Annotated in this window: 12 protein-coding genes; 10 read left to right on the plus strand and 2 right to left on the minus strand. The window is 62.3% G+C overall.

Features of this window, described 5'->3' with window-relative positions:
* Window positions 1-348 precede the first annotated feature (348 nt).
* The 6 genes from HMCN_RS0114680 (at window position 349) to HMCN_RS18880 (ending at window position 7,555) form a co-directional block, all read left to right on the plus strand.
* Window positions 349-1,752, plus strand: coding sequence for a DEAD/DEAH box helicase (locus HMCN_RS0114680; protein WP_025918088.1), 1,404 nt, complete (start codon window positions 349-351; stop codon window positions 1,750-1,752).
* Window positions 1,753-2,051: 299 nt separating this feature from the next.
* Window positions 2,052-3,107, plus strand: a complete 1,056-nt coding sequence (gene selD, locus HMCN_RS0114690; protein ID WP_025918089.1) for a selenide, water dikinase SelD — start codon at window positions 2,052-2,054, stop codon at window positions 3,105-3,107.
* A 445-nt stretch (window positions 3,108-3,552) separates the two neighbouring features.
* Window positions 3,553-5,244, plus strand: a complete 1,692-nt coding sequence (gene leuA, locus HMCN_RS0114700; protein WP_025918090.1) for a 2-isopropylmalate synthase — start codon at window positions 3,553-3,555, stop codon at window positions 5,242-5,244.
* 50 nt (window positions 5,245-5,294) lie between these two features.
* Window positions 5,295-5,486 (plus strand): PAS domain-containing protein, encoded by a 192-nt coding sequence (locus HMCN_RS19905; RefSeq protein ID WP_025918091.1) that lies wholly within the window; start codon window positions 5,295-5,297, stop codon window positions 5,484-5,486.
* Window positions 5,487-5,759: 273 nt separating this feature from the next.
* Window positions 5,760-6,050, plus strand: a complete 291-nt coding sequence (locus HMCN_RS0114710) for a hypothetical protein (protein ID WP_025918092.1) — start codon at window positions 5,760-5,762, stop codon at window positions 6,048-6,050.
* 11 nt (window positions 6,051-6,061) lie between these two features.
* Window positions 6,062-7,555: a PAS domain-containing protein gene (locus HMCN_RS18880; protein ID WP_369792157.1), complete on the plus strand. Its 1,494-nt coding sequence runs from the start codon at window positions 6,062-6,064 to the stop codon at window positions 7,553-7,555.
* A gap of 124 nt (window positions 7,556-7,679) precedes the next feature.
* Here the strand turns inward: HMCN_RS18880 and egtB are convergent, their stop codons facing one another.
* Window positions 7,680-8,888 carry an ergothioneine biosynthesis protein EgtB gene (gene egtB / locus HMCN_RS0114720; protein ID WP_025918094.1) on the minus strand — a complete coding sequence of 403 codons (1,209 nt, stop codon included), beginning with the start codon at window positions 8,886-8,888 and terminating at the stop codon, window positions 7,680-7,682.
* Between the two features lie 22 nt (window positions 8,889-8,910).
* Window positions 8,911-9,831 (minus strand): L-histidine N(alpha)-methyltransferase, encoded by a 921-nt coding sequence (gene egtD / locus HMCN_RS0114725; RefSeq protein ID WP_035627364.1) that lies wholly within the window; start codon window positions 9,829-9,831, stop codon window positions 8,911-8,913.
* A 193-nt stretch (window positions 9,832-10,024) separates the two neighbouring features.
* Between egtD and HMCN_RS0114730 the strand changes: the two genes are divergently transcribed.
* The 4 genes from HMCN_RS0114730 to phnE are packed head-to-tail and all read left to right on the plus strand — an operon-like array spanning window position 10,025 to window position 13,435.
* Window positions 10,025-10,903, plus strand: a complete 879-nt coding sequence (locus HMCN_RS0114730; protein ID WP_025918096.1) for a putative selenate ABC transporter substrate-binding protein — start codon at window positions 10,025-10,027, stop codon at window positions 10,901-10,903.
* A 22-nt stretch (window positions 10,904-10,925) separates the two neighbouring features.
* On the plus strand, window positions 10,926-11,759 hold the full coding sequence (locus HMCN_RS0114735; protein WP_025918097.1) for a phosphonate ABC transporter ATP-binding protein: 834 nt from the start codon (window positions 10,926-10,928) through the stop codon (window positions 11,757-11,759).
* An 8-nt stretch (window positions 11,760-11,767) separates the two neighbouring features.
* Window positions 11,768-12,613, plus strand: coding sequence for an ABC transporter permease (locus HMCN_RS0114740; RefSeq protein ID WP_035627357.1), 846 nt, complete (start codon window positions 11,768-11,770; stop codon window positions 12,611-12,613).
* Window positions 12,614-12,616: 3 nt separating this feature from the next.
* Window positions 12,617-13,435 (plus strand): phosphonate ABC transporter, permease protein PhnE, encoded by an 819-nt coding sequence (gene phnE, locus HMCN_RS0114745; RefSeq protein ID WP_025918099.1) that lies wholly within the window; start codon window positions 12,617-12,619, stop codon window positions 13,433-13,435.
* Window positions 13,436-13,509 lie beyond the last annotated feature (74 nt).

Consider the following 13,509-nt stretch of genomic DNA (forward strand, 5'->3'; position numbering starts at 1 on the left):
AGCAGCCGTCCCGGAAAAACAAGCCCCTGAATTCACTGCGTCCGGCGTGGGCTCGATTGAAAATGGTGCAAGTGCAGCAAAACTACTGTATGATGCTGCTCTTGCATTGCAGTACGCAGCGCAAAATAACAAACCCGCAATAAATTAGCAGCTTCGCAAGCCTATGTTGCATTCCACTGGATGCAGCATTTAAAGCCACCCCGCCTTTTGTGTCACACAGACACAGTCCCGGCGCAAAGCTTTTGTGCCGAAATTTCTTTGTATTCACTTCAAGTCATTTCGTTGGTTGGCGTTGCTATTTTGCGTTCTCCGCATCTGCATGAACGCTGACATTTACGAAAGAAAAGAATGACTTTTGAATCCCTAGGCCTGCACGCGTCCGTAGTTAAAGCATTGACCGATGCCGGCTACACTAAACCGACTTCGGTCCAGGAACAGGCAATTCCGGCAGCGCTGCAGGGCCGCGACCTGATGGTATCGTCGCAAACAGGTTCCGGCAAAACCGCCGCGTTCATGTTGCCCGCACTGCACAAATTCGCCTCCGCCGAACAACCGGCCGATGCAGCAGCAGGAAAAACCTCGAACCAGGAACGCCAGGCGGCCCGCGCCCGCGGCGACCGTCCGCGCTTTCAGCCGGCCCAGCCAAAAATGCTGGTGCTGACGCCGACCCGCGAACTAGCGCTGCAAGTGACTACTGCCACTGAAAAATACGGCTCGCACATGAAACGCGTAAAAGCGGTTTCGATCCTGGGCGGCATGCCGTATCCGAAACAAATGCAATTGCTGTCGAAAAATCCGGAAATCCTGGTCGCCACCCCTGGCCGCCTGATTGACCACATGGAATCGGGCAAGATCGACTTTTCCCAATTGCAGATCCTGGTGCTGGACGAAGCCGACCGCATGCTGGACATGGGTTTCATCGAAGACATCGAAAAAATCGTCGATGCCACTCCTGCCACCCGCCAGACCATGTTGTTCTCGGCTACGCTGGATGGCACCGTCGGTCGCATGGCGCAGCAAATCACCAACAATCCGGTTGTCATCAAGATTGCAGGTTCCGCCACCAAGCATGAAAACATCACCCAGAAAGTCCACTTCGTGGATGATCTGTCGCACAAGAATCGCCTGCTCGACCATCTGCTGCGCGACGTCACGATGGATCAGGCCGTGGTATTTACCGCCACCAAGCGCGACGCCGACACCATCGCCGACCGCCTGAACATCGCCGGCTTCTCCGCTGCCGCGCTGCATGGCGACATGCATCAGGGCGCGCGCAACCGCACGCTGGATTCGCTGCGCCGCGGCCAAGTCCGGGTGCTGGTTGCCACCGACGTTGCCGCGCGCGGCATCGACGTGCCTGCGATCACCCACGTCTTCAACTACGATCTGCCGAAATTCCCGGAAGACTACGTGCACCGTATCGGCCGCACCGGCCGCGCCGGCCGCAACGGCGTCGCGGTGTCGCTGGTGAACCACGCTGAAGGCATGAACGTCAAGCGCATCGAACGCTTCACCAAGCAATTGATTCCGGTTGATGTGGTGGAGGGTTTCGAGCCTAAAAAGACGGCGTCTGCTTCACGTTCGCCTTCCAAACCAGGCGGCTGGAAGCCGGGCGACAACCGTTCCGGCGCCAAGCCGGGCCAACGCACTTTCAGCAATCCGAACGCCGCACCGCGCAGCGCCAATGGCGGCGGCTACAAAGGCCGCAACGGCGACAGCGGCGGCGCGCGGCGCTCGTACGGCGACCGTTAATCGCACGCAGTCTGCCAGATCAGAAAACGGCCGCCGGATAAATCCGGCGGCTTTTTTATTATGCGGAGTATATGAAAAAACATGCGATTTCCCGCTTATATTTACTGACATGTCAAATAATACATTGCGGTGTATGATTTCCCGTATGAGGCACGAAAAATATGCAGGGCATGAATGACGCAAGCAAACGTCAAAACATAGTTGTTGCAACCATGACAGGCCCTTGATAACGCTCTTGTCCGACGCGAATCTCCCTGCATTTTTCACGCCTTGCCAACCCACTTACAACTACCATCAAAATGCCTGCTTCAACCGACCCGAAAATCAAACTGACTTCCTTCTCGCACGGCGGCGGCTGCGGCTGCAAGATCGCGCCCGGCATCCTGTCCGACATCCTGAAAAATTCGACCGGGTTCCCGGTGCCGAAGGAGCTGCTGGTCGGGATCGAGACCGCCGACGACGCTGCAGTCTACCGGCTCAATGACGAGCAGGCGCTGATCGCCACCACCGATTTTTTCATGCCGATCGTCGACGATCCGTTCGACTTCGGCCGGATCGCCGCCACCAATGCGATCTCCGACGTATACGCGATGGGCGGCGCGCCGATCATGGCGCTGGCGCTGGTCGGCATGCCGATCAACCAACTGCCGGTCGAGGTGATCGGGCAAATCATCCGCGGCGGCGAAGCTATCTGCGCGGAAGCCGGGATTCCGATTGCCGGCGGCCACACCATCGATTCGGTCGAGCCGATCTACGGCCTGGTCGTCATGGGCCTGATCCATCCATCCAAGGTCAAGCGCAATGCCGATGCCAAGGCCGGCGACCAGCTGATCCTCAGCAAGCCGCTCGGGGTCGGCATCCTGTCGGCCGCGCTGAAGAAGGGTGCGCTGGACGCTGCCGGCTATGCGGCGATGATAGCCAACACCACCAAACTCAACAAACCGGGGCGCGCGCTGTCCGACCTCGGCGCGGTGCATGCGATGACCGACGTCACCGGCTTCGGCCTGCTCGGCCACCTGCTGGAAATGGCGCGCGGCGCGCAACTCTGCGCCCGACTCGACATGGGCAGCATTCCGCTGCTGCCGAATGTGCAGCGACTGGCAGAACAGGGCTGCATCACCGGCGCGTCGGGCCGCAACTGGGCCGCCTACGGCCACGACGTGACGCTGGAAGCTGCGATCACGCCGACCCAGCAAGCGTTGCTGTGCGATCCGCAAACGTCCGGCGGGCTGCTGGTTGCCTGCGATCCGGCCGCGGTGGAGGAAGTGCTGGCGCTATTCGCCCGCGAAGGCTTTGCCGACGCGGCGGTGATTGGCGAAATGACGCAAGGGCCTGCCAGCGTGGTTGTAGCGTAGTCAAGGAAAATGCGGTCAGGGGCTTGACAAACCCGGCCCGCTCCCACTACATTCAAGCCATGCCATCCGCTCGATTCCCGTTCCCGCATTTTGTACAGCCCGCCAGCGCTGCGCTGACAGGCTTGCTACGACTACCGCTGGCGTAACCCGCCCGCCCCTGCTTTACCCCGCCGGCATCACGCTACCGGCAATCCAGCAAGAAAACAATACGGTCCACCCAACATGCATTCCACATCGCATCCTGCAACGCTCAGTCAACGCGCATCTGTCGCTGTGATGCCGGCTGCGCGCCCGCTGCCGCAACCGCTGTTGCAATTTCTCCTGCTGCTACCGCTACCGATCGGTTGCCTGGCCTCGCGTTAAGTGGCAGTCAGGCAGCCTCGCTGCCACCTCCGTTGTTCCGGCTTGTTCTTACCATTTCCTCTCAAAATACCAAGGATTCATCATGATGTTGTCCAACCCTGCAGCCAAATACCGCCCAGCTCCCGTAGTCCAGATAACCAACCGCAGCTGGCCGGACCAGGTCATTACCACGCCGCCGATCTGGATGAGCACCGACTTGCGCGACGGCAACCAGGCCTTGATCGAGCCGATGAGCGCGGACAAGAAGCTGCGTTTCTTCGAGATGCTGGTCAAGATCGGCTTCAAGGAAATCGAAGTCGGCTTTCCTTCCGCCTCGCAAACCGATTTCGATTTCGTGCGCAAACTGATCGTTGAAAACCGCATTCCGGACGACGTCACCATCATCGGCCTGACCCAATCGCGCGACGAACTGATCGACCGCACCGTGGAATCGATGCTCGGCGCCAAGCGAGCCATCGTGCACCTGTACAACTCGGTGGCGCCCGGCTTTCGCCGCATCGTCTTCAACATGTCGCGCGAGGAAATCAAGGCCATCGCGGTCAACGGCACGCGCCGCATCAAGGCCCTGACTGCCGCCCATCCGGAAACCGCCTGGCGCTTTGAATACTCGCCGGAATCGTTCAGCCAGACCGAACTCGATTTCGCCAGGGAAGTGTGTGACGCGGTGTCCGCAGTCTGGCAACCGGAAGTCTCCAGCAAGATGATCTTCAACCTGCCGGCCACCGTCGAATGCAGCACCCCGAACGTGTACGCGGACCAGATCGAGTGGATGCACCGCAACCTGGCGCGGCGCGACGCGATCGTCATCAGCGTCCATCCGCACAACGATCGCGGCTGCGCGGTGGCTGCCGCCGAACTGGCTGTCATGGCCGGCGCCGACCGGGTCGAAGGCTGCCTGTTCGGCAATGGCGAGCGCACCGGCAACGTCGATCTGGTGACGCTGGCGATGAATCTGTACACCCAGGGCGTGCATCCGGGCCTGGATTTCTCCGACATCGACAGCGTGCGCAAGTGCGTCGAGGAGTGCAACCAGTTGCCGGTGCACCCGCGCCATCCGTATGCGGGCGACCTGGTGTTTACCGCCTTCTCCGGCTCGCATCAGGACGCGATCAAGAAAGGCTTCGCCCAGCAGCAGCCCGATGCGCTGTGGGAAGTGCCGTATTTGCCGATCGATCCGGCCGACCTCGGGCGCAGCTACGATGCGGTGATCCGCGTCAACAGCCAGTCCGGCAAGGGCGGCATGGCGTACTTGCTGGAGCAGGAATACGGCTTGTCGCTGCCGCGCCGGCTGCAGATCGAATTCAGCCGCGCAGTGCAGGCCACCACCGACCGCACCGGGCGCGAAGTCGCCGCGACCGACATCTACGCGATCTTCCAGCAGGAATACCTGGCGCAGACCGCGCCTTACGCCTACCAGGCCCACCGCATGGAGGAGGATTCGGCCCAGGACGAATCGGTGCAGATCGAAATCGACATCGTCCAGGACGGCGCACAAGTGGCGCTGGCCGGCGGCGGCAACGGCCCGATCGATGCCTTCGTCAATGCGCTCGGGCTGGATATCCAGCTGATGGATTACCACGAGCATGCGATCGGCTCCGGCGCCAATGCGCAGGCAGCCTGCTACGTCGAATTGCGGCTCGACAACGGCCCGACCCGGTTCGGCGTCGGCCTCGACGGCAACATCGTGACCGCCTCCTTCAAGGCGGTATTGAGCGCGGTCAACCGGCAATTGGGGCAGCGTTCGCAGCAACCGGCTGCGGCGGTGGCCGCGTAATTGCAGCAACGGCGCAGCGGCATCGGCTGTCCCCAGCCCTGCCCTTCGCCGTGCTGCGCACGCTGGCGTTTTCGGGACAGCAGATCGAAACCGGCGACGGCCGCCAGTTCAAGGCGCGCATCATGCCGTACCGCACGCTGGAAAACGTGATCAACGGCGTGGTGTTGAGCTTCGCCGACATCACCGCCGCCAAGCACATGGAAGCGGAGCTGCGCCTGAAGATCAGCGCCGGCACCCAGTAACATGCGGCCCGGATCCAGGCCGCCGCAATATACTGCGGATAGGTATTATTATATAACGCAGTTAATCATTGCGGAATCAATACGGTTTTTAGCATACTCCTATATGGTTGGAAGACGCCCTTGAGAATACTCCGGCATCCGCCGGAAAAATCACGCACGCGCGTATCGACATTCATGGCGTCCGACCTTATATTGCGTATGAACAGGCATTACATTCCAGCATGCTGCGCACAAACCGGAAGGAAAATACCAATGGCTGCCACGGAGCGAGACATGGATGGACCCGAAGGCAGCGACCTGCTGCGCCTCAAGGCGGAACAGGCGTTGCGCAACAAGGGCGCCGAGCCGGCGGCATCGTCAAGCGACATCGATGTGCGCAGGCAGTTGCACGAGCTGCAAGTCAGTCAAATCGAACTCACACTGCAAAACAGCGAATTGCTGGAACTGCAACAGGCCCGGCGGGAAATCGAATTGCTGCTGGCGCGCTATACCGACCTGTATGAGTTTGCCCGATCGGCTATTTCACGCTGGGCCGCGACAGCATCGTATACAAAGTCAACCTGACCGGCGCCAGCCTGATCGGGCTGGAGCGCTCGAAGCTGGTGATGCGGCGCTTTTCCGCCTTCATCTCGCCCGAGTCGCGCCCGGCTTTCAATGCTTTCCTGACGCGCGTATTCGCCGACGAACTAAAGCAGTCGTGCGAGGTGCAGCTTCTGAATGCCGAGAAACATCCGTTTTTCGTCCATATCGAAGCCAATGCCGATGCCGCCGAACACACCTGCCGCCTGGTGGTGGAAGACATCAGCGCGCGCAAGACGGCCGAAGCGGCGCTGCACAACGCCCATGACGAACTCGAAGCCAAGGTACGGGAGCGCACTGCGGCGCTGATGCAGGCCAACGCGCAGCTGAACGCTGAAATTGCCGAACACAAGCGCACCGAAGCAGCGCTCCAGCACACCCAGCACATCCTGAATCAGGCGCAGCGCGTCGCGCATGTCGGCAGCTGGGAGCGCGACATTGCCGGCGGGATAATATCCTGGTCGGATGAACTGTTCCGGATTTGCGGCCTGCCGCCGCAAACATTTTTCCCCAGCATGGCAAAGGCGTTGCAAGCGATACACCCGGAAGACCGCAACGCGGTGCATCGGATGCTGCGGGGCGCCGTCGAGCAGGGCCAGAGCTTTAGCGGCAATTGCAGGGTTGTTCGCCCGGACGGCACGATACGGCACGTCCGGCTGCAGGGCAACGTGCTGCGCGACGCCAACCGCAAGCCTCGAACGGTGATCGGCTCGATGCTCGACATTACCGACTTCAAGCGCACCGAAGAAGCCTTGCTGCAATCGCAGGAAACCATCCGCCGCCTGGCCGCCCATCAGGAATGGGTCAAGGAAAGCGAACGCAAACGCATCGCGCGCGAGATTCACGACGAACTGGGGCAGAATCTGCTGGCCTTGCGCATCGACGTGTTGATGCTGGCCACACGCACCGAATGCAGCCATCCGCGCCTGAACAAGAGGGCCAAGCTGGCGCTCGATCATATCGACACCACCATCAAATCGGTGCGCAACCTGATCAACAACCTGCGTCCGGCGGTGCTCGACCTGGGCCTGCCAGCCGCGTTCGAGTGGCAGGTCAAGGAATTCCAGCGCCGCAGAGGCATTGCCTGCACGTTGGACATCAGCGGCGAAGATGCAAGTTATCAGCTCGATGATGACATTGCCAACACCCTATTTCGCATTCTGCAGGAATCGCTGACCAATGTCAGCCGCCACGCCCAGGCCGACCGGATCACGATCAGCCTGTCGAAGGACGGCGGCAACGTGACAATGAAGGTATCAGACAACGGCATCGGCATACGCCAGAATTGCCGCAGGAAAGCAAATTCATATGGCTTGATCGGCATCCGGGAACGCGTCACCAACTTGGGCGGCGAACTGGCCATCGACAGCCGCGAGAACGAAGGCACTACCTTGACCGTCACCATTCCGGCCGAGCATCCGAGTGGGAACGCTGCATACCGTGGCCCCGGCAGGCTGGGTTCCGGCCCGGATCAAAATTTCTATAACTGATTGCACGCAATGCAATTTCACGCTGACCATTACCGAACCGGCACCGCACTCGAACCCAGTGAAAAAGCGCATCTGTTCCAACCCATTCCATAACGATGGCAATGCCGATAGCAATGCGACGCGCTTACAGGGAGCGCGCCAGACGGATGCCGGTAAATTGCCAGCGCGCGCCAGCCGGGAAAAAATTGCGGTAGCTGGCGCGCGCATGGTCAACCGGCGTGGCGCAGGAGGCGCCGCGCAATACGTATTGATTCACCATGAATTTGCCGTTGTATTCGCCGATCGCTCCGGCCGATGCCCGAAAGCCCGGATACGGCGCGTAGCTGCTCGATGTCCATTGCCACGCGGTATCGAATAAGTGCAGTAAAGCCGGCGCATCCGGCGGGCCGACCACCGCAGATTCCCACTCGGCTTCGCTGGGCAGCCGCGCGTCAGCCCAGCGGGCATGGGCATCGGCCTCGAAATACGACAGGTGGGTAGCCGCGCGCTGCAGATCCAGCGGCTGCAGGCCGTGCAGGGTAAATTCGTGCCACTCGCCGTCGATCCGGCGCCAGTACAGCGGCCACTCAAGTTGCTGCGCTTGCAGCCAATCCCAGCCTTCGGACAGCCACAGCGCAGGATTGCGATACGCACCGGCCTCGATAAAGGCCAGATATTCGCCGTTCGTCACCAGCCTTGAGGCCAGCGCAAACGGTTCGACGAACTGGCGGTGGCGCGGCAACTCGTTGTCGAAGCAGAAGCCGTCGCCGGCATGGCCGATCCCGACCACGCCGCCCGCGTGCTGCCGCCATTCCAGCGCCAGCACCCGCGCCAGCGGCGGCACAGCCCCGGCCGCGTAGGCCGGCAGCATCGGATTGCAGGAAAACAGGTGCAGGATGTCGGTTTGCAGCAACTCCTGATGCTGCTGCTCGTGCTGCAAGCCCAGCGTCACCAGTTGCACCAGTTCGGCCACCCGTGCCGGCGGCAACGCGGCGGCGATCAGGATCAGGGCCGCCATCCGGGCATCGACATTGCTGCGGTAATCCTCCACCTCGGCCATCCCCGGGCGCGTGATCAGGCCGCGCCGGGGGCGCGGATGCTGGCTGCCGATGCCGTTGTAATACGAGTTGAACAGCACCCGGAAGGCCGGCTGATACGGCTTGAAATTCAGCTCGAAATGCTCCAGCACGAAGGTCTCGAAAAACCAGCTGGTATGCGCCAGATGCCACTTGGCCGGACTGGCGTCCGGCATCGACTGCACGCAGCAGTCCTCGTCGGACAAAGGCTCGGCCAGCGCCATGGTGGCTTGCCGGATCTGGTCGTATTCTTCCAGCAGGGATGTCAACGTGGTCATGTCGAACTCCATTTAAAACACCTTAAATCGCCCGCGCATGCATGACGGCAAACCAGCCGTGCGCATCGGTCCAGCACTGGATTGCGCCGAAACCGGCGGCGCCGAGCTGCTCGGCGAATGCCTGCGGGGTGTATTTGTAGCTGTTTTCGGTGTGAATGCGCTCGCCCTCGGCAAAGCGCCGCTGGCCGCCCGGCCAGCGCACGGTGCGCGGCTGGCGCGCTTCCAGATGCATCTCGATGCGGCTCTGCTGCGGGTTGTAGAACGCCCGGTGCTGCCAGTCGCGCACCTCGAAATCGGTCCCGAGCAGGCGGTTCAGATGGCGCAGCAGGTTCAGGTTGAAGGCCGCCGTCACGCCCAGCGCATCGTCGTAGGCGGCGTCGAGGATCGCCTTGTCCTTGACCAGGTCGACCCCGATCAGCAGCGCGCCATCGGCGCCGCAGGCGGCGCGTAGCCGCGCCAGGAAAGCCGCCGCCTGCTCCGGCGTGAAATTGCCGATCGACGAGCCGGGATAAAAAAACAGCCGCTTTTCGGGCCTGACGCTGGCCGGCAGATCGAGGCTATTGGAGAAATCGAGCCCGATGCCGGTCATCTCGATGGCCGGAAAACGCGGCCGGATCAGCCCCAGCGCCTGCGCCAGAAAATCGGCCGAGATGTCGATCGGCACATACTGGCGCGGCAGCAGGGCGGGAAACAGGCGCGCCGCCTTGGCGCAATTGCCGGCGCCGAGGTCGATCAGGGTCGCCCCGATGCCGGCCGCCTGCGCGATCTGCGCCAGATTGGCATCGAAGATCGCCGCCTCGGTGCGGGTCGGATAATATTCCGGCAACAGGCTGATCGCCTCGAACAGGCGGGAGCCGAGCGCGTCGTACAGGTATTTGGGGGAGGTGAAGGCCGGCGTTGCCAGCAAGCCGGCCTGCAGCTCGGCACGCATGGCTAAATGCATCACGGAATAGCTCTGATCTGGCGGCATAAGCATGGATTGAAAGTGGTTTATCAGGAAAACCCAGCAACACCTGCAACGCGCATTTGCACCAATTATGCTTGCATACGCCAATTCGCGGATAATACCGCCTTTACATTGCGCGAAATAATCTGGTTTCGCCGTAAAACGAAGATCAACTCACCTAAGGTTTCCCATGTCGTATCTTTCCTCCTCCAAAGTCCTCAAGACGCTGCTGTCGACCGCGCTGGCATCCGCCATGCTGCTGTCGTCCGGCCTGACCCATGCGCAGCAGGTATTGCGCGTCTCGGCCATTCCCGACGAAGCGCCGACCGAACTGCAGCGCAAGTTCAAGCCGCTGGGCGACTACCTGGAGAAAAAGCTCGGCATGAAGGTCGAATTCACGCCGGTGACCGACTACGCGGCCTCGGTCGAAGGCCTGATCAACCACAAGCTCGACATGGTCTGGTTCGGCGGCTTTACCTTCATCCAGGCCAAGGTGCGCAGCAACAACCAGGTAGTGCCGCTGGTGCAGCGCGCGGAAGACGAGAAATTCAAATCGGTCTTCATCACCACCAGCCGCGACATCGCCAAGCTGGACGACCTGAAAGGCAAAACCTTCACCTTCGGCTCCGAATCCTCGACTTCCGGCCACCTGATGCCGCGCTCCTACCTGCTGGCAGCAAAGATCAATCCGGACACCGACATGAAGCGCATCGCCTTCTCCGGCGCGCATGACGCCACCGTGGCGGCAGTTTCCGGCGGCAAGGTCGATGCCGGCGCGCTGAATATTTCGGTCTGGGAAAAACTGGTGGCCAGCGGCAAGGTCGATACCAAAGTCGTGCACGTGTTCTACACTACGCCCGGCTACTACGACTACAACTGGAGCGTGCGCGCCGACATGAATCCGGTGCTGCGCAAGAAGCTGAGCGACGCCTTCCTGGCGCTGGACGCCAACAACCCGGCCGACAAGGAAATCCTCGACCTGCAGCGCGCCAGCAAGTTCATCCCGACCAAGGCTGAAAACTATGCGGCGATCGAAGCGGCAGCGCGCAACGCCGGCTTGCTGAAATAAGACTGAAAAGACCGAAGCAAGAATGTCCTTCGTACTGCGTGGCGCCAGCGTGCGCCACCCTTCCACCGCTGCATCGGACCGCACTCCGGCCGGCTTCGCCCTGAACGATATGAGCCTGTCGATCGGCCAGGGCGAGCAGGTCGCGCTGATCGGGCCGTCCGGCGCCGGCAAGACCACCTTGCTGCATACCCTCGCCTGCGCCCATCGCCCGCACTCGGGCGCATTTTCCGCTTTCGGGCTGGCGCCGTGGAATTTGAGCCATGCCGAACGCCATCGGCTGCGCGCGCGGCTGTTCCTGGCGCCGCAAACCCCGCCGCTGCCGCCGCGCCAGCGCGTGGTGACTGCAGTACTGGCCGGGCGCTTGCCGCAATGGGGCTTCTGGCGCGCGCTGGCTGCGCTGATCAGGCCGGGCCAGCGCAACGCGCAAGCCGCCTATGACGCACTGGCGCGCTTCAATCTGCAAGACAAGCTGTATGCGCGGGTCGACCGCCTGTCCGGCGGCGAACGCCAGCGCTGCGGCATGGCGCGCCTGCTGGTGTCGAGCGCCGAAGCCTTCCTGGTCGACGAGCCGCTGTCGGCGCTGGACCCGACGCTGGCGCTGCAAACCCTGGCCGCGCTGCAACAGGAATCGGCCAGCCGCAACGCCACGCTGATCTGCAGCCTGCACCAGGTGGAACTGGCGCGCAGCCATTTCCCGCGCATCGTCGGCCTGCGCGACGGCCGCATCCTGTTCGATGCGCCGCGTGCGCAAGTGACTGACGCGATGATTGCGGCGCTGTACCAAAACACCAGCGACACCACGCCGGACGCCGCCGCAATTACGCCGCTGCCGGACATTCTCGCCGCGCACTGCTGACACTGTTCATGCCTGTCACGACAACCGGTTTGCAGCCTTCGCAACATCCCGACCCGGCCTGGCGCGGTCGCGTGATGGGCACCATCATCGCGCTGGTACTGCTGTGGCCGATGCTGGTGGCGAGCGAATTCAAGCCCTGGCTGCTGCTCGATGCGCAAAGCCTGCGCGCGACCGGACGCTTCCTAGCCGATTTCGCGCCGCCCGCCCATTCCGCCGAATTTCTGCAACTGATGCTGACCGCCACCTGGCAGACCGTCGCCATGGCCACTGCCGGCCTGACGCTGGCGCTGCTGGGTGCCATCCCGCTGACCTTGCTGGTGACGCAATCGCTGTCGATTTCCCGCCTCGGCGGCGGTCGCATGCGGCCCGCCGGGCTGCTGCTGCGGCACGCTGCGCGCTGGCTGCTGGTGCTGTTGCGCAGCGTGCCGGAACTGGTCTGGGCGCTGCTGTTCGTGCGCATCGTCGGTCTGGGGCCGACTGCCGGCGTACTGGCCATCGCCCTGACCTACTGCGGCATGCTGGGCAAGGTGTATGCCGAAATCCTCGAATCGTCCGACGCCCATGCCTGCGACAGCCTGCTGAAAAACGGCAGCGGCCGCCTGAACGCGCTCTTGTACGGCGCCTTGCCGGAAGCGGCCTCGGAACTGGTGTCCTACACCACCTACCGCTGGGAATGCGCAATCCGCGGCTCGGTCATCATGGGCTTCGTCGGCGCCGGCGGGCTCGGACAACGGATGGACGAATCGATGAAAATGCTGGCCGGCGGCGAAGTCGCCACCATGCTGATCATCTTCGTGCTGCTGGTGGCCTGCGCCGACCTGGTCAGCACCTTTTTACGCCAGCGGCTGGGTTAAGCGATGCAAAAGCGCCCTTCTCTACCCCCGGCCCTGGCGCCGCTGCCGGCCGCGCCCGCCACCGATATTTCGGCCATCGCGCTGGCGCTCGGCTTGCTGGCGCTGGTGGCGGCCAGCTTTGCCTCGCTGCCGCTGCAATGGGGCGCGCTGTTCAGCGCCGATGCGCTGCGCTCCAGCATGGAATTCCTGCGCGGCTTCGCGCCGCCCGAACTGGCCGCGCCATTTTTGCTGAAAATCGCCATCGGCACGCTGGAAACCCTGTCGATGTCGGCGCTCGGCACCGGCATCGCGGTACTGCTCGGGGTCGCGCTGGCGCTGCCGGCCAGCGGCCGCTTCGGCCGCGCTGCGCGCGCGGTGATCCGGCTCATACTGAATGTATTGCGCTCGATACCGGAACTGGTCTGGGCCTCGATCCTGCTGATCGCCGCCGGCCTGGGGCCGTTCGCCGGCACGCTGGCGCTGGCCGCGCACACCACCGGCGTGCTGGGCCGGCTGTTCGCCGACGCGCTGGAAAACCTGCCGCCGGCGCCGGAAGCAACGCTGCGCATCAACGGTGCACAGCCGATGACCGCGTTTTTTTATGCGACACTGCCGCAAGTGCTGCCGCAAATGCTGTCGTATACTTTGTACCGCTGGGAAAACAACATCCGCGCCGCCGCCATCCTGGGCGTGGTCGGCGCCGGCGGACTGGGACAGATGCTGAAATACCACCTGTCGCTGTTCCAGATGCAGCAGGCCGCCAGCGTCATCCTTGCCATGCTGGTCATGGTCGGCGCGGTCGATGCGATCAGCTTCTGGCTGCGGCGCGCGATGACCAAATAGCCAGACAGCATTATGGGCGGGAGCAGGCCCCAAACCTGCGGCCGCCGGCCAACCAAAAAACAAGAGTATCACAA

Source organism: Herminiimonas sp. CN (assembly GCF_000622895.1).
In the GTDB taxonomy this organism is placed as follows: Bacteria; Pseudomonadota; Gammaproteobacteria; order Burkholderiales; family Burkholderiaceae_D; genus AVCC01.